This is a genomic window from Stenotrophomonas sp. GZD-301 (assembly GCF_049310345.1).
Taxonomy (GTDB): domain Bacteria; phylum Pseudomonadota; class Gammaproteobacteria; order Xanthomonadales; family Xanthomonadaceae; genus Stenotrophomonas.
Window position 1 is genome coordinate 43539 of the sequence record NZ_JBMOWY010000024.1, and the last position, 16472, is coordinate 60010.

Sequence of the window (16472 nt, forward strand, 5' to 3'; positions counted from 1 at the left end):
CTGCAGTGTGCGATGTGGAACGGATCATTTGATGAAGTCAGGCAAGGGAACAGTCATCGCAGCCGCCGTCATGGCGCTGTCGGCGGTCAATCACGTCGCCGCCGCCGACCTGCTGGCGCCCGGCCTCTACCGGCTCGTCGCCGGCGCCCACCGCGAGGCCGCGCCACTGCCACCGGTGGAGGGCGAGTCCCATCAGGACCGGTTCGAGCACGCCATCCCCGACGCCGCCCGGGTGCGCTACGCGATGGTCTCGCGCGACGAGACCGCCGGCCTGAACACACTGGTTTTTCTCTCCGATGCCGCTGACGCGTACGGCGATACGCCGGGCCGCCGTACGTGCCAGGCCTATGCGTTCCCGAACTGGAACGACTACGCGACGGCGCGGCCGTTCTGCCGTATCGCCATCGGCGGCGACGACGCCCGCGTGGCCGCGACGGCCGACGGGTTCACGATCGGCTACGAGAACGTCAAGCGCCATATCGGCGCCACCCGGGTGCCCGCGGTGCGCGCGCCCACGGCGGAAGAGGCCGGCATCTGTGCCATCGCCGATGTCTGTGCGCGCGAGGCCTACGGCAGCACCCTCAACCAGTACGAGGTGACCCATTATCGTGATCGCTTCGTGCTGATCGAGCCACATGCCTACCGTGACCTCCTGTTCGTGGCGCGCCCGGTGCCGATGCTTGCCGCCGCTCGATCGTCCACCAGGATCGGCGAGGTTGGCGCGGGCAGCTTCGTCGCGGTGATCGACCGCGATGGCGAGGGCTACGGCATCGAACGTATCGCAGCGGACGGCACGCGCACGCGCGGTTGGCTGGATCGTGACGCGCTCGAACCGCTGCAGTGGATCGACCAGTCCGTGACACTGCCGGGCCTGCGCTTCCAGGTGGGCGTGTTGCCGGCAGAGGACGAGGAGGGCGCGGTGCTGCCGGTTGCGCTGGCGGTGCTGGACGCCACCACGGGCGCGCGCCGCCAGGTGCTGCGTGACATCGAGGCGGGCCCGACCCAGGCCTCGCCGGACCTGCTGCAGACGGTGGATGCAAACTTCGATGGCGCCCCCGACCTGCGCCTGCCGGGGCTGTCCGGCGGCGCCGGCCCGAACGCCACCAGCAACATCCTCCTGTTCGACCGCGCGCAGCAGCGCTTCGTGCTCGATCCGGTCCTGTCCGACCTGTCGCAGCTCGACATCGACGCGCCCAGCAGATCCATCCTGTCCTTCCAGCGGGGCGGTTGCTGCACGCACTTGGCGGAGACCTACCGCTACATGGAGGGCCAGCTGGTGCTCGTCGAACAAATCACCACCAGCCTGTCCGCCGATGGACGCCACGAGGAAACCTCGACCGGCCGGCTGATCGACGGAAAGATGGTCTACCGGACCCGCCGTACCCGCGCGCGCTAGGCGACCCGCACCGCCTGTCCGGCGGCTGCGCTACCATCGACCCACCATCGGATGGAGCAGGGCAGATCATGGACAGTCGTTCTCTGTTTCAGATTCATCGGCGCCGGGTGTGGCTGGCCGGCATCGTGGCAGCCTCGCTGAGCGTCAGCGTCGCGGCCGCACCCCCGGCGTCTGTCGAGACCATCACCGACGGCCTGCTGCGCGACAACGCGTTGCCGGACATCCCGACGCTGGAAGCGGCCTACGGCAGCTTCTCCGCCACCGAGCCGGCGTGGCAGCGGACCTTCCGCAGTGCGCCGTTCACCTCGGCCGACGGCTACCCGGTTGCGTTCGTGGAGTACCAGCGGCACCCCAGCACGGCCGGCGCCACCCGCATGATCGTGCTGCAGATGGCGCCGGAGGCGTGCTATCCGGTGCAGCACCTCGAGGCCGCGCATGGCCCGCTCACCTCGCTAAGCTTCATGCCGGCGGGCGGCAAGCGGCCGCCCAAGGGCTGGACGCCGCCAACCTCGCTGCAGAAGGACGTCGGCGACTACACCGCCTTCATCGACGGCAGGAAAGACCGGCCCGACTGTCTGGACACCCTCATCAAACGCCAGCGCTAGACGCGGCCGTCGAGCCCATCCGCAAACGCATCGGTCGCCCGCACCAGGGCATCGGCGGTGGCCGGCTCGGTCGCGCTGTGGCCGGACAGCACCATCTCCAGGCGCGCCTCGGGCCATGCACAGGCCAGGTCCCAGGCGCTGCGTGGCGGGCAGATCACATCGTAACGTCCCTGGACAATCACACCCGGCAGGTGTCGGATGCGATCGATGTCGCGCAGCAGCTGGCCGTGCGCGAGAAATGCGTTGTGCCGGAAGTAGTGCGCCTCGATGCGCGCCTTGGCCAGCGTGTGCAGCGGGTCGTCGGCCGACACCGCATCGACGTTGTGCACCAGCGTGGCCGCGTTGTCTTCCCAGCCCAGCCACGCCTGCGCGGCGGCGATGCGCGTGGCCATGTCATCGGCGTCCAGGCGCTGCCAGTACGCCTCGATCAGATGGCCGCGCTCGGCCTCTGGAATGTGTGCCTCGTAGCGTGCCCAACGTTCCGGGAACAGCCAGCGTGCACCGCCGTCGGCTTCATTGAACCAGCGGTTCTCCTCGACGCGCCCGAGGAACACACCGCGCACGATGAGGCCGGTGGCCCGCTCGGGATGCGCCTGCGCGTAGGCCAGCGCCAGCGTTGACCCCCACGAGCCGCCGAACACCAGCCACCGGTCAATCGCCAGCCGCTCGCGGATGCGCTCGATGTCAGCCACCAGATGCGGCGTGGTGTTGTCCTGCAGCGCGCCGAACGGCGTGGAGCGCCCGCTGCCGCGCTGGTCCAGCAGCACGATGCGATAGCGCGCCGGATCGAAGAAACGCCGGTGCGTCGGCGACGCGCCCGCGCCCGGGCCGCCATGCAGGAACACCACGGGAATGCCATCGGGATTGCCGCACTCTTCGACAAACAGCGTATGCAGGTCATCCACTGCAACCTGATGCGTGCGGAACGGGGTGATCTCCGGGTAGAGCGTGCGCATGGGCGTGTCTCGTCTAAGCAGGCTGCGAGCATACGCTCCAGCCTGGCCTGCATAAAGTTGGACGGATAGAACCGATGTTCTCTGTCGTGATCTTCGCGGCGATCAATTTCCGGGTGTAGAACCCGGGTGCCGATAGGATGAAATCACTTCTTTGGAGGCCGCGACAGGGGTACCGTCAACGGCGGAATCGGGGCGGTCCGCGCTCTTGAAGGCCTGCAATCCTCGTAAGGAACGACGTCATGGCATGGAAGGTGGTCGATACAGAAGGGGGCGCGTGGGTCATCACCGTGGGAGGTGCCCTTGCAACGGATCGCGACTAGGCGAACGATGTTACTGACGGTGGCGACCGCAGTGGTTGTGTCCATCGCCTACCTTGCATACGAGGACACGCGACCAGAGCCACACGACGTCGCCGTGCCGCCGCGCGGGCAGGTCGCCGCCACGGCTTCGGACGCAGTTTCGCCGCGCGCCCCAAAAGAAGCGCAAGGTTCAGTGCCCCGCCGACCTCGGTCTGCGCTGTTCCAGCGTTACGCCTGCCGCGCAACGCCGGACGCGTGCCGTGATGACCCACTGGTCGCTGCGACGCCGGAGGAAGCTGTATGGATGCAGGTCCGTGGATATCCAACGGCTGATCAGATCGATGCGGCCCGCGCCTTCAGCGCGGATCAGCTCCATCGGGAGGCCGATAGAACCGGCGCTCCGGTGGATGTCAGCCTGTACGCGCAGGCGCTGCTGAGGGAGCGACAGCACCGGGAGGCGTTTGGTGCGCTCGTCCAGAGCTTCTCGCAGGACGGCAACATCTACGCGCTCTACCTCCTCTCGGACATCTACCAGAACGCGCATGACATGAAGAACCGCCCTCTGGCGATGACCTATCTGCGCCTTGCGTACCTGGCTGGCGATCACAAAGCGGGCGTGACGTTCGCGATCCGGTACGGCGACGCGCATCCGCAGGAGTTGGCGGCGGCTGATATGCAGGCCGCGCATTTCAGGCGGCAGATGGCACCCGGTGGAAGCTGGCCCAGGCCATGAAGGCTGCCAGCGATGTGCGCATGGTCCTATAGCGCCGCCGCGTTCCGAGGGCACGTCGTCGCCGGCGGCGGGTAACGCTGTGGTGGGTGCGCTGTTCTATGTGGGCTTTGCAGTATCCGTGTGCGTATCGGCGCGCAGCCCACGCAGCAGCAGATCAAGCGCAGTGCCTGCCTGCAGCAGCCGCGTCGCCGGCGCTTCGCCGTCCGCGATCCAGAAGGCGGCCTCTTCGAGACTGCCGTAGATCAGCGCGGCCAGTGCGTGCGGGTCGGCCTGCGCCACCACGCCGTCGCGCATGAGCCTGTCCAGGAGCGCCTGCATCGAGGCGATGCAGTGGCGCTGGGCATCCGGGGAGGCGCCACCGAGCACGGCGCGGGCATCGCGCAGGACGATGCGCTGGATCTCGGGCTCCAGCGCCATCTCCAGGTAGGCACGGCAGCGCGTCCGGAAGCCGTCCCACGGATCGGCCGCGGAATCGCTGATCGCCTGGAGACGTGCGTCCATCTCCGCGTCCAGTTGCGCCACCACGGCGGCGAGCAGGCCTGTCTTGTCGCCGAAGTGGTGGTAGAGCGCGCCGCGGGTCAGGCCCGCCTGGGCGGTGAGGTCATCCATCGAGGTCTCGGCATAGCCGCGCTCGCTGAAGGCGGCGCGTGCGGAGGCCAGCAAGGCGGCGCGGGTCTGTTCCATCTCAATGCGGGTACGACGGGCCATCACGGTTCCTGGGGTGGCAAGGGCAGGGCATTTACATACGCGACGTATGTAACTATGCTTTTATACATACGCAATGTATGTATTGTCTGCCGCCGCCTCCTGGGAGGCAAGCGACCTGATCTCGGAGACCGACATGTCCACCTCTTACCGGGCGCTGTTCAGCGCCCGTGGCACCCGCGCGTTCGTTCTGGCAGGCCTGCTGGCCCGCCTGCCGCTCCCCATGACCGGCATCGGCATCATCACGCTGCTGGCCCGGACCCACGGCAGCTATGCGCTCGCCGGCGCCGTCTCCGCCACCTTCGTGCTGACCTACGCGCTGCTGTCCCCGCAGATCTCCGCGCGGGTGGACCGGTATGGGCAGGCACGGGTGCTGCCTGCGGCGACAGCGTTGAGCGCAGTCGGCATGCTGGCACTGATTGCCAGCACCTACTGGCACGCGCCGGCCTGGAGTCTGTTCGTCTGGGCCGCGCTGGCAGGCACCATGCCAAGCATGTCGGCGATGGTGCGGGCGCGCTGGACGGCGATGTTCCGTGGGCAGCCGCACCTGCAGACCGCGTACTCGTTGGAAACCGTGCTCGACGAAGTCACCTTCATTGCCGGTCCACCCCTGTCGGTGGGGCTGTCGGTCGCGGTGTTTCCGCAGGCCGGGCTGCTGCTGGCAGCAGTGCTGCTGGTACTGGGCGTGCTCGCCCTGGTGGTGCAGCGGGCAACCGAACCGCCCCCGTCGGCGGATGCGGGTCGCCACGGCGGCGGCAGCGTCCTGCGCTCCCGCCACGTGCGGCTGCTCACCGGCCTGATGGTGGCGATGGGCGTCATCGTCGGCACGGTGGACATCGCCAGCGTGGCGTTCGCGGCGCAACTGGGCCGGCCGGCCACGGCCAGCCTGGTGCTGTCCGCCTACGCCGCCGGTTCATGTGCGGCCGGCCTGCTGTTCGGGGCGGTTGCGTGGCGCATCCCGCTCCACCGTCTGCTGCTGCTCGGCGGCATCGCCACCGCCGCGACCACCGCGCCCCTGCTGCTGGCGGGGAGCATCCCGGCGCTGTCTGCCGCCGTGCTGCTGGCCGGTGCGTTCTTCGCGCCGACGATGATCGTGGCGATGTCACTGGTTGAACGCATCGTCCCCGCGGCGCGCCTGACCGAGGGCATGACCTGGCTGTTGGCCGGGCTGAACATCGGCGTGGCGATGGGCGCGGCGATCGCCGGGCAGGTGGTGGACGGGCAGGGCGCGCGTGCGGGATTCGCGGTGGCGTTCGCCGGCGGTGCGGCCGTGGTGCTGCTGGCCGGCATCGCGCATCACCGCCTGCGCGCCACGGCAGTCAACACCGCTGCGGCTGCATGACACCGCCCTTCGTCTCTCCCACGTACGGACCCACCGCATGAACGATGCTTCCTCCCTCAACGCGCCGGCCGTGCGCCACCCGTGGGCCGCGGTCATCGCCGTCGGCCTGGCCACGTTCTCCGTGGTCACCACCGAGATGCTGCCGGTCGGCCTGCTCACGCCGATCGCCACTGCCCTCGACAGCACCCCCGGCACCGCTGCGCTGATGATCTCGGTGCCTGCGCTGCTGGCGGCCGTGCTCGCGCCGGTGGTGGTGCTCGGCGCGGGGCGGGTGGATCGGCGCCACATCCTGTGCGGGTTGCTTGGCCTGCTGGCGCTGGCCAACGTGGCGAGCGCGCTGGCGCCCGACATGGCCTGGATGCTCGCGGCACGCGCGCTCGTCGGGTTCTGCATGGGCGGCATCTGGGCCATCGCCGGCGGGCTGGCGGCGCGCCTGGTGCCGGCCAACGCCGTTGGGCTGGCCACCTCGCTCATTTTCGGCGGCGTGGCGGCGGCGTCCGTACTCGGGGTTCCGCTGGGCGCGCTGATCGGCGGGATGGCGGGGTGGCGCTGGGCGTTCGGCGGCATGGCCATCGTGAGTGCGCTGGTGCTGGCCCTGCACGTGATCGTCCTGCCCGCATTGCCGGTCAGCCACTCAACCTCGCTGCGTCACGTTGCCGCGCAGTTGCGCAACCGACGCCTGCAGATCGGCCTGTTGCTGACGCTGCTGCTGGTGGGAGGACACTTCGCTGCCTTCACCTTCGTGCGCCCGCTGCTGGTGAGCGGGTCCGGCGTCGCGGCCGAATGGGTCGGCGCGCTGCTGTTCGGCTATGGCCTGGCGGGCATTGCCGGCAACTTCCTGGCCGGCACGGTCGCCGCGCGGCACACCACACGCACCATCGTTGCGATCGCACTCGGTCTGCTGCTCACGCCGGTGCTGTTCCTGACCCTGGGTGGCACGCCGGCCGGCGGCGGCGCAGCCTTGATTGTGTGGGGTCTGGCGTATGGCGGCGTATCGGTGGGGCTGATGACCTGGATGATGCGCGCGGCCCCGCACGCGATGGAGATCGCGGCCGCCTTCTATGTGTCTGTCTTCAACGTCGGCATTGCACTCGGGGCCTGGACCGGTGGGCAGCTCATGGACCGCCACGGCATCACAACGGTGCTGTGGGCCGCGGCGACATGCGCTGCACTGGCGGTTGTGGCGGCGTTTGTCTGTCGCCTGACGGAGGCACGCACACGCGTCGTATCGTGACGCGGGCAATGCGGTGCGACGCAGTCTGTCGCACCGCGCGACCACGCGCCTCATTCAACGCAGGAACCAGCGTCCCAGTGCGTTCAGTTTGTGTGACGTAATGCTCATAATGCGGGATGCGCCTGTGACGCTGCGTTACGTACTGGAACGGACGCCGGCAGGCCATTGCCAAGGAGCGCGCGTGACGGAACGTCTGTGGGGATTGTTGGGACCGGAGAAGCTGGCAACGACGCGTCGTACGCGCACGCTGGATATGAGCCGGGCGGTGCGGCGCTTCAACGAGCGGGCGGTGCCCGGCACCGGTGGCCTGTGGTTTGGTCGGCAGGCGTACCTGACCGCGCTGAGCGTCGTGGTCGCCGAGCGTGTGACCGCGCGCGGCCTGCGCTGCAGCAACATCGAGATGGCCAATGCCATTGAAGCCATCGCCTGCATGATCGCCTTTGACTCCCACGGGCGGGTGACCGACCCACGACTGCGCGGCCGCAACAAGCTGCCGGCCGACGGCGCACCCACCTTCGCCGTCGCACGGCAACGCGGCTTCCATGTCGCCCAGCCGATGCGCATGTCCACTGCACAGGCGCTGCCGTTCCTGGGCCTGGCCCATGCAGCGGGGTCGCGGTTCAATACCTTCAGCAGCACCGATGCCGCCATGCCGTTCATCGAGGCGTGCGCCGACACTGAGAAGGTGGGCAAGCACAAGAGTGTGGTGGACCATCTGGAGAATTGGGCCGTCAACGGCCCGCTGAGCTTCAACAATGCCGAGCTGCGCACGGCTCTTGATCCCACCCGACCCCTGCCAGCGAGCGCCTGCAAGCTGCTCCGGTTTGCGGTGGAGGAGGGCGGCGCCCTGGACCCCGCCGACCGCACCCGCCGTCAGAACGCGTGGCGCTGGGTCGCGCGCCTGCAGGCGTCGACGACCGTCGCCGACCACATCGACCATCCCGCCGGCCCACCCGAGCTCGACGCCGATCACTGGCATGACGTGCGCGCGGGTGCGTACCTGTTCCGTGTGCGCGACGCCGCCAATGCGGTTCTCGACAGTGTCGAAGGCATCCTGGCCACGCGCCAGGGCAGAGCCAAGGTGCCGGTGGACGGGGCACTGTGCAGGGACGTCGCGCCTCAGCTCACGCAGCTTGCCGAACACGCCCGCGCGTTCCTTGCCCTGGGCCACCACGACGACGAAGCCAACCGCTTCAGTCGCGAATGCGAAGCGGGGGACGCGGACACGCTGCGCGCCCTGCTGCGCCGCGACGACCACGTGCTGCGCCTGCTCGACGACTGCGCGCAGCCGGGCCCGGCCTACACCGGCCAGCCGCCGGCATTGCCGCAGGACAACGGCGACCCGCAGGAAGAAACCGGCCTGGATGCCTACGCGCCCTCGCTCCCCGCCGGCCGTTCGTATCGCCTGCGCAACCTGTATCTGCTGCACATGGATCTGCACGGCCTGCTGGGCCCGAAGATCGATGCCGCCCGCGCCGCCGCAGCGGGAGTGTCCGCATGAGCCGTAAGCCCCACCTCAAGCAGCCCTCGCTACTGGATTACTTCACTGCGCCTGATGGCTGTGTGGGCGAGTTCGGCTGGATCTGCGGATTCTCGGCCGATGCCGCGTTCATCAACCAGGCCGCCGAAAACTTCACCACCCAGTCCGCCGCGCAGCGCGCCGCCGCCGGCCAGATCAGCCTCGCGCTGATGCTGGACCCGAGCCAGCCGGCGCTGCTGCCCACCGCGATACCCGGTGTCGCGCATCTGCCGCTGCAGGACCTCTCGCGCAAGCCATTCCGTCTGCTGCACGCCAAGGTGGCCCTGCTCGGATTCCGTGATGCAGCGACGGCCGACCGACATCTGCTGCGGCTGGTGGTCTCCACCGGCAACTGGACGCGGCAGACGGTCGAGGAGAGCCTGGACCTGGCCTGGTGCGTCGATCTGGAGGTGGCGCCCGACGCCGAGGACGATGCGGTCAGCCGTGCCGACATGTGTGCCGCACAGGCCTTGTTCGCGTGGCTGCTGGACCTGCACGACACCCGCCTGCTGGAGGCGGACACGCCGCTGTCGGGCCGGGAGTCGGCCGATCGTGTCGACCAGTGGATCGCCCACCTCAAACCGTCGCGGCGGGTGCGACCGCGCCTGCTGGACACGCGCAGCCGCTCGCTGCTCAAGCAGATTGTCGACGGGCTCGAGCGCGAAGGCGGTGTGGCACGAAACCACTTGTGCATGGGCTCGGGCTTCTATGAAGCAGCGACCGCACACAAGGGTGGTACCGCGCTGCCGACGCTGCCGCACAAGGTCGTCAAACGCCTGAAGGACTACCAGCTGCTGGCCCCGCGCGCGCACGTCGACCTCTATGTGAATCCGCAGGCCTGCCAGGCCATCGCCGGTGCGGTTGACCAGTTGGGGCAGGATCCGGATCACCCGATCCGCGTCAGGGCCGCCGCAGCACCAGCAGCGGTGTTCGGTACGGACAGCCAGCGCACGCTGCACGCCAAGTTCCTGTTCTCGTCCAACCGCAGCAAGACCACCGGCGCGTGCAACAGCGCCTGGCTCTATCTGGGGTCGGGCAACCTGACCACCGCCGGCCTGCTCAGTGCTGCCTCGCCGGCGGCGGGCAATCTCGAAGCCGGCATCCTGGTGTTCCCCGACGGTCTGTTCTGGGAAAAGGGCCACGACCCCGCGCAGTGGATCCAGAATCTGCTGCCGATCGGCGGAGACGTCGTGGGCGATCTGCCGGCACTCCAGCCCGGCGATCCGTGGGCGCCGCCCCCGCCGCAGCATGTGGCCGCGCCCATCGCCTACCTGGTCTGGACGGCCGACGGCCGGCTGACCCGTCCCGACCCGACGGCAGGAGACGTGGAGGTACTCGACGCGGCAGGCACCCCCTGCGCGATCGCGGCGGACGGCTACGCCTGGTCCGGTCCTGCGCCGCGCCTGGTGCGCGTGCGTTGGGTGGTCGGCGCGGACACCCACCTGGCCTGGGTGCCGGTCATCGACGCGCACGGGCGCGTGGCCGCCACGCCGCTGCCGGCCATCGATCTCGATCACGCCTGGACGCAGCTTGCCGCGTTCCCGCGCCTGCCCGAAGAAGAAGAGGGCGAAGGCGAGGGTGATCCGGGGATTCTTCCGGACGACCGCCGCGATGGCCCGGACCGGCGCACGCCGCCGACCCTGGGCACGGGCACGGCGATCCGCCAGATGATGATGCTCATTGAACAGATTGCCGCGCGGCAGACCGATGTGGAGGCCGGGGATTGGACGCGCTGGTGCAACCGCCTCGAACAATCCCTGTTCCAGGCGCGGCAGTGTCCTGCCGTGGCCTGCTTCGTGCAGATGCAACTCAACCCGCTCAGCCCGCTGCGTGCGGCTGCGTTCCGGCCCGTCTTCGCCGAAGACGACACGACCGCGGCCGGCCGCCACTACGAGCAGACCCTGTGCCGGATAGCGCTGGCCTGGGGCACCCATGACTACACCGCCCTGGAGGGCACGCAATGACCGCCGGGTTCCGAGGATGGCAGGACGTGGATAGCCATGCGCGCGACGTCGTCCGCGACGCGCGCATCGAACTCAATCCCGGTCAGGCCGCGAGCCTGCTGCAGCTGACCACGCGCCTGAAGGAGCACGGCGCGATCCTGGCCGACGAGGTCGGCATGGGCAAGACGCGCATTGCGGTAGCGTTGGCCCATTGCGTGGTAAAGGCCGGCGGACGCGTGGCGATCGTGGCGCCGCCGGGTCTGGATGACCAGTGGCGGCGCGAACTCCAGTGTGGCGGCCTTCCGGCGCAGCCGCTGCTGCGCAGCCTTTACCAGTACCTGCAGGCATGGCAGCACCCGCATGCGCCGGCCCCCTGGTTTGACGAGCCGGTCGTGCTGGTGTCCCACTACTTTGCCCGCTGGCGGCTCGGCGACACGTCACACGCCTGGCGATGGGCGCTATTGCCGGAGCTGGTCGCACGCTGGCGCAAGCATGAGACAGGTCGTTCAGCCTACGGCTACAAGAACCATCCGCTGCTGACCGACCCGTGGGTCAATGGCGCCGCCGACGCCATCGTCGCGCGCATCGCGGCAGGAGGGCACGATGCGGAAAAGGGGATACTGAGCCGATTGCTGGACAGTGACGTCCCGTGGGCACACACCCTTGAACCCGGCAGCTACGGCAAGAATGCATTCCTGCGCCGCCCCCTGCAGCAGGCCATTGGCCTTGGGCTGGGCAGCTTCGATCTGGTCATCATCGATGAGGCGCACAAGAGCCGCAGCGACGACAGCCTGCTCAACCAGCTGTTGAACGACGTACTGCTTGCGACGGGGGCCAGCAGCCGGCGCCTGGCCATGAGCGCCACGCCGGTCGAGCTGGACGCCAAGCAATGGACGCAGACGCTGCAGCGCATCGGCCTTCCCGCCGGCGACGCAGAATGCATCCAGAAGGCCATCGACGACTACGTTGCCGCGGTCACCAACGTGCGCCGCTTCCCGTTCAAGGACGGCATGGTCGAGGCGTTTGCCACGGCGTCGCAGACCTACCAGGCCGCGCTGGCACCCTACGTCCTGCGCCGCGACAAACGCGAAGACGACACCGTGCAGTCCTTCAGGGAACACGCTGGCGGCGACATCGGTGCCTACCGTCGCGTCGAGAAGATCCGCGTGCCGCTCGAGGAGCTGCCCGTCGAATGGCAGCGTGCGGTATGCGCCGCCGAAGCGCTGTCGCTGGCCAGCCGGCTGCACGAAGACCCGCAGGCGAAACGGCAGCGTCTGACCGTGGGCAACGGGCATGGCATTGCCGAGTTGATCGACCGTACCGTCGACCCGGCCGAAAACGCCGCAGCAGCAACGGCAACGGCCGAGGACAGCGGTGTGACGCCGTCCGTCCGCGACAGCAAACGCATCGCGCGTACCGCCTGGTGGACCGCCGCGCTGCGCAACGCCGTGCGGCCACCGCGCGACACCGGCGGTGCGCTCTACCGGCACCCGGCGATCCGCGCCGCGGTCGAGGCCATCGAGGCCATCTGCAAGACGGACGAGAAGGTGCTGGTGTTCGCCCGCTATCGCGCGCCGATGGACGCATTGGCACATCTGCTCAATGCGCGGCGCATGCTGCACGCGCTCGCCGCCGGCCGCCCGTGGCCGCAGCAGCGCGTCCACCAGGAGGAATGGCCGGCCGTCCAGGCCGCCCACGCCGAGCTCCACCCGGGCCGGCCACTCGACCGCGCGGCACTCGACGCGCAGCTGGCGGCCAATTACCAGCAGCTCGAGAACAGTCGCCAGCGCTTCCGCACCGCACTGCTGGCCACCATCGAGGAGGGCATGCAGGGGCTGGACGCCCCGCTGCGCAGGCGATTCAATGGCACATTCCTGGCCTTCAAGCAGGCGCAGCACGCCCACCACGTGGCTGCCGACGGTACGTCAGGCAGTGTGCTCGCCGCTGTCGCACGTGCGCTCGCCGACCACCTTGGCGACCGGCTGGATGCCGCCTCGCCCGAAGAGGTTGCGCGGGCGTTCGTCGACCTGGTCCAGGCCGCCACCAACCTGGACAGCGGCAGCGATGAGGAAGACGAAGGCGCGGCCGACGTCGACGCGGCCGATGCCGGCGCCTGGGCAGTCACCGCGCAGCGCGTCACGGAAGACTATGCGCACAACCGGGGCGGGTTCGCCCGGCTGATGCACGGCGGCACCGTGGCGGGCACCCGGCGGCTGCTGCAGCTCGCCTTCAACCGCGAACATGCGTTCCCGCGCGTGCTCATCGCGCAGTCGATGGTGGGCCGCGAAGGACTGAACCTGCACCTGGCGTGCCGCACCGTGGTGCTGCTGCATTCGGAGTGGAACCCGGCCGTGGTGGAGCAGCAGATCGGCCGCGTGGACCGGCTCGGCAGCCTGTGGGAGCGCATGCTCGCCGACGCGATCAGTAGAAATGTTGCGCCGGACCAGCTGCCCCGGATCGAGATCCGGCCCGTGGTGTTCGAGGGGACCTACGACGAAACCCACTGGGCCGTGCTCACCCAGCGCTGGGACAACCTGCGGGCGCAGCTGCACGGCGACATCCTGCCGCCGTGCGCGGCCGGGGACGAGGAGGGCATTGCACTGCGCAACCGCATCGCCAAGGCCGCGCCGCAGTTCTCGCCGTTGAAGACGGCGCCGTGAACAACGCGGGAGACCGGCTCAGGTCTCCCGCTTCACCCGCGAGCGGTAGGCCCCGACGTTGTTGCCGAGGATCTGCCGCTCCTGCGTGCCCGTCACGGTATCGACCAGCCGGTCCGAACCGGTCACCGGCTTGGCTTCAACCGTGGTTTCGCGCTCGAACGCGTGCGATTTGTCGGTGTTGCGGTAGTACCGGTACAAGGCCCAGTACAGCGCCGTGGCGCCGGCGGGGCCGGCTGCCAGCAGCCAGAGACCACTGTCATCGCTCATGAGGAGGCCACCAGGAAGAAGAGGACGAGGGCTTCGATGATCGTGCCGGTGGTGAGTGCGGCCAGCAGCAGCTTCCACTGCTGTACCGGCACGCTGCCCATCGTCTCACCGGTGCGGCCGTTCACCGCGATGTAGTGCAGCATGCCGCCGTTGCGGCCGGGCTGGTGGTAGGAGTACAGCCACACCGGCAGGTACATCGAGACCCAGCGCGAGCCGTGCACATCCAGCCGCTCCTGCTCCCAGCGCACGCCACGGTCGTAGCGACGGACCGACCCTTCCACCTGCGCGCGGGCGATCGACAGCAGCTGGTCTTCCAGGCGCGGGCGCAGCTGTTCGACATCGACGTTGCGCTTTTCCGAGGTGAAACCATTCAGATACGAGGCGTTCCACTTCAGCGCGTTCTTGGTGTCGAACGGCAGGATCGTGTTGATGATGTTGTTGGTGTTGGCGCGGGTATCGAGGTTGCCGCGTTCGGTGGACGACTCCAACGGCAGATCGTCCACGGTGAAGTCCACGTGCCGTTCAACCTGGTACACGTCGGCGTCGTAGTAGGTCTGCTTGTTCTTCTCGGTGCCGCGGGTGTACTCGCGCGTCTTGATTTCGCCCTTGCCGGCCACACTGGCGCTGACGTTGCTGTCCACGATCATGTAGGGCAGGTAGACGCCCACCACGTTCTCCGGCGTGAACTGCTCCTTGAACGCCTTCAGCGCGAACAGGCGGCGCTTGTCCACGAACTGGCGAATGCGTGCCACCGCATCGTCCTTGGTGATGTGGAACGGCAGCACCGCATCCGGCACCGCACCGTTGGCCACCTGCTCGTTGACGCCGAACACATGGCGGCACCAGTGGCAGCGTGCGGTCATCGTGCTCTCGGTGTTGATCGTTACCTCGGCGCCGCAGCCGGTGCACTTGAAGCTCATCAGGCTGGCGGCGTCGGCCGCGATGTCGCGCGCGCCCGAGGCGATGATCGTGCCGCGAAGCTGGTCCAGGCCCTCGCCGAGCCCGAACGCATCCTCCACCGTGGTGCCATGCCACTCGTTGCGGCAGAACTGGCAGACCAGGATGTCGGTGCCGAGCTTGGGCCGGATGTCGGTGGAGCCGCACTTCGGGCAGCGGTTGAGGCCGTCCTTCAGCTCGGCGGCCGACGTATCGATGGCCACCGGGTCGGGTGCCTGGATTTCCTCGCGGATCGGATCGGGCAGGGTGGCCGGATCGACCGGGAAACTGCCGGGCAGCGGCGGAACGTCCCGGGGTGAGCCGGGACCGGTCACCGGTGCCGCCGGCGAGGGCGGCAACGGAGGAGGTGCCGCCGGAAGCGGCGGCGGGGTACGGGAGTCGGACATGGTCGCAGCGTGTCCCCGGCCTTACAGGCCCAGCGCCTTGGCCTTGAGCGCGTCGTAGTCGTCCTGGGTGATCAGACCCAGATCGAGCATCTCTTTGGCCTTCTTCAGCTTGGCGACCGGATCATCGGCGGCCGGTGCGACCGGCTGCTGCATCCCGCCGACGCCGAACATCCCCGATGCCATGCCCACGCCGACCAGACCTGCCGCACCGCCGTTCTCGCCTGCCGACTGGATGCCCTGGGCAACGCTGGCCTGCAGGTTGGAGTTGCCGCGTGCGCCGGCCAATGCGTCGGCCCGCTGCACGGTCTTGAGCAGCTCGCGGGTGTTGGCGTCGTACTCGATCGACACGATCGCGGTCTTGACGATGGCCAGGCCGCGATCGGACTTCCACTGGTAACCCTGTTCGACCGCGTCGGACAGACTCTTGGCGAAGCCCAGCGAATCCTGCTGCAGCTTGGTGATGCGGTTGCCCTTGGCCGGATCGTTCGTGTACAGGCTGAACGCCGGAGCGAGCGAGCCCACCACCTCGTTGAACAGCTGGCTGGCGGCGGCATTGTCCAGGTCGGTGAAGTCGAACACCTGGCCCGGCTGCAGGTAGCTGGCCGGCACGAAGTTCTTCACGAACAGGATCGGGTCGACGATCTTCAGCGTGTACGAGCCGCGCGTGATCGCGCCGACCTGCGTGCCGAGGAAACCATCGTCCCAGTAGATTTCAGACTGCGTGCCGAAGCGGTTGTCGGGCAGTTCCTTCAGCGACACGAAGAACGCCGCCTGCTGCGCGCCCGGCTGGCCGCCGAACTTGAAGCGCTCCCAGCTCTGCTTGATCAGCGGGCCGACGAGGCCGTCGCCAGCGAAGATGGACTGCGAGTTGGTGTCATCCGAGCGCCACTCGTAGCCGCCCGGCTCAGCCACGAACCCGGTGATCGCGCCGTCCTGGAACAGCAGCAGCCCGTAGCCTTCGGGCACGACGATCTTCGAGCCGTTGGTGATGATGTTGGACGACGCACTGGTGTTCGAACCGCGCCCGGCATTGGTGCCGCGCGGCACGGCGGCGAACAGCGCCGCGGTTGACGGCAGGCCGGCCGGCACGGTGAAAAAGTCCTTCCACTGGTCGGCCAGCACGCCGCCCACTGCACCCTTCACTGCCTGTACAAGACCCATGATCCGCTCCCTGTCATCGACGGACGGGCACCGCGCCCGTCATTGAATCGCACTATATCAGCAGGCGAGGGCGGTCCATCGATGCCCCTGCGGCACGGATGTTGCCGGCCAGCGGCCGGCACTACAGGGGGCGGTTCGGTCGTGCCGACCGACCGCCGGAAAACGTAACGCATCGGTCGTGCCGACCACCGGCCGGCATGGCACCGCATCGGTCGTGCCCACCACCGGCCGGCAACCAATCGCATCGGTAGTGGCGGCCACGAGGCGGGAAAAGAAGAAAACGGGAGTGTCGGAAGCCGGGGGGGAACA

General features: G+C 68.7%; 14 protein-coding genes. 8 read left to right on the forward strand and 6 right to left on the reverse strand.

Annotated elements, in window-relative coordinates:
• The first annotated feature begins 31 nt into the window (after nucleotides 1-31).
• Both ACO6VK_RS06530 and ACO6VK_RS06535 read left to right on the forward strand, forming a co-directional pair.
• A complete protein-coding gene (locus ACO6VK_RS06530; RefSeq protein ID WP_422506093.1) occupies nucleotides 32-1396 on the forward strand; it encodes an XAC2610-related protein in 1365 nt (454 codons plus the stop codon).
• 68 nt (nucleotides 1397-1464) lie between these two features.
• On the forward strand, nucleotides 1465-2001 hold the full coding sequence (locus ACO6VK_RS06535) for a hypothetical protein (protein ID WP_422506094.1): 537 nt from the start codon (nucleotides 1465-1467) through the stop codon (nucleotides 1999-2001).
• Here the strand turns inward: ACO6VK_RS06535 and pip are convergent.
• On the reverse strand, nucleotides 1998-2957 hold the full coding sequence (pip, locus tag ACO6VK_RS06540; protein WP_422506095.1) for a prolyl aminopeptidase: 960 nt from the start codon (nucleotides 2955-2957) through the stop codon (nucleotides 1998-2000). The genes ACO6VK_RS06535 and pip overlap by 4 nt on opposite strands.
• A 603-nt stretch (nucleotides 2958-3560) precedes the next feature.
• Between pip and ACO6VK_RS06545 the strand changes: the two genes are divergently transcribed.
• On the forward strand, nucleotides 3561-3989 hold the full coding sequence (locus ACO6VK_RS06545) for a hypothetical protein (RefSeq protein WP_422506096.1): 429 nt from the start codon (nucleotides 3561-3563) through the stop codon (nucleotides 3987-3989).
• 96 nt (nucleotides 3990-4085) lie between these two features.
• Here ACO6VK_RS06545 and ACO6VK_RS06550 read toward each other — a convergent pair whose 3' ends face one another.
• A complete protein-coding gene (locus ACO6VK_RS06550) occupies nucleotides 4086-4697 on the reverse strand; it encodes a TetR/AcrR family transcriptional regulator (protein WP_422506097.1) in 612 nt (203 codons plus the stop codon).
• A 133-nt stretch (nucleotides 4698-4830) separates the two neighbouring features.
• On the opposite strand from ACO6VK_RS06550, the gene ACO6VK_RS06555 reads away from it, so the two are divergent.
• The 5 genes from ACO6VK_RS06555 (at nucleotide 4831) to ACO6VK_RS06575 (ending at nucleotide 13392) form a co-directional block, all read left to right on the forward strand.
• Nucleotides 4831-6036, forward strand: coding sequence for an MFS transporter (locus tag ACO6VK_RS06555; protein WP_422506098.1), 1206 nt, complete (start codon nucleotides 4831-4833; stop codon nucleotides 6034-6036).
• Between the two features lie 37 nt (nucleotides 6037-6073).
• The gene (locus ACO6VK_RS06560; RefSeq protein ID WP_422506099.1) at nucleotides 6074-7270 is read left to right on the forward strand and encodes an MFS transporter; all 1197 of its coding nucleotides are present in this window, start codon (nucleotides 6074-6076) and stop codon (nucleotides 7268-7270) included.
• Between the two features lie 181 nt (nucleotides 7271-7451).
• Nucleotides 7452-8771 (forward strand): hypothetical protein, encoded by a 1320-nt coding sequence (locus ACO6VK_RS06565; RefSeq protein ID WP_422506100.1) that lies wholly within the window; start codon nucleotides 7452-7454, stop codon nucleotides 8769-8771.
• A complete protein-coding gene (locus tag ACO6VK_RS06570) occupies nucleotides 8768-10753 on the forward strand; it encodes a hypothetical protein (protein ID WP_422506101.1) in 1986 nt (661 codons plus the stop codon). The genes ACO6VK_RS06565 and ACO6VK_RS06570 overlap by 4 nt, the downstream gene beginning before the upstream one ends.
• The gene (locus ACO6VK_RS06575; protein ID WP_422506102.1) at nucleotides 10750-13392 is read left to right on the forward strand and encodes a DEAD/DEAH box helicase; all 2643 of its coding nucleotides are present in this window, start codon (nucleotides 10750-10752) and stop codon (nucleotides 13390-13392) included. Before ACO6VK_RS06570 ends, ACO6VK_RS06575 begins: the two co-directional genes overlap by 4 nt.
• Nucleotides 13393-13410: 18 nt before the next feature.
• Here ACO6VK_RS06575 and ACO6VK_RS06580 read toward each other — a convergent pair whose 3' ends face one another.
• The 4 genes from ACO6VK_RS06580 to ACO6VK_RS06595 all read right to left on the reverse strand — a co-directional run.
• Entirely contained in the window at nucleotides 13411-13659 is a 249-nt protein-coding gene (locus ACO6VK_RS06580; protein ID WP_422506103.1) for a hypothetical protein, read from the reverse strand.
• Entirely contained in the window at nucleotides 13656-15002 is a 1347-nt protein-coding gene (locus tag ACO6VK_RS06585; protein WP_166473030.1) for a TFIIB-type zinc ribbon-containing protein, read from the reverse strand. Before ACO6VK_RS06585 ends, ACO6VK_RS06580 begins: the two co-directional genes overlap by 4 nt.
• Nucleotides 15003-15023: 21 nt before the next feature.
• On the reverse strand, nucleotides 15024-16163 hold the full coding sequence (locus ACO6VK_RS06590) for an SPFH domain-containing protein (protein WP_411851060.1): 1140 nt from the start codon (nucleotides 16161-16163) through the stop codon (nucleotides 15024-15026).
• Between the two features lie 57 nt (nucleotides 16164-16220).
• Nucleotides 16221-16472, reverse strand: a 252-nt coding sequence (locus ACO6VK_RS06595) for a hypothetical protein (RefSeq protein WP_422506104.1), incomplete at its 5' end; no start/stop codon positions are given.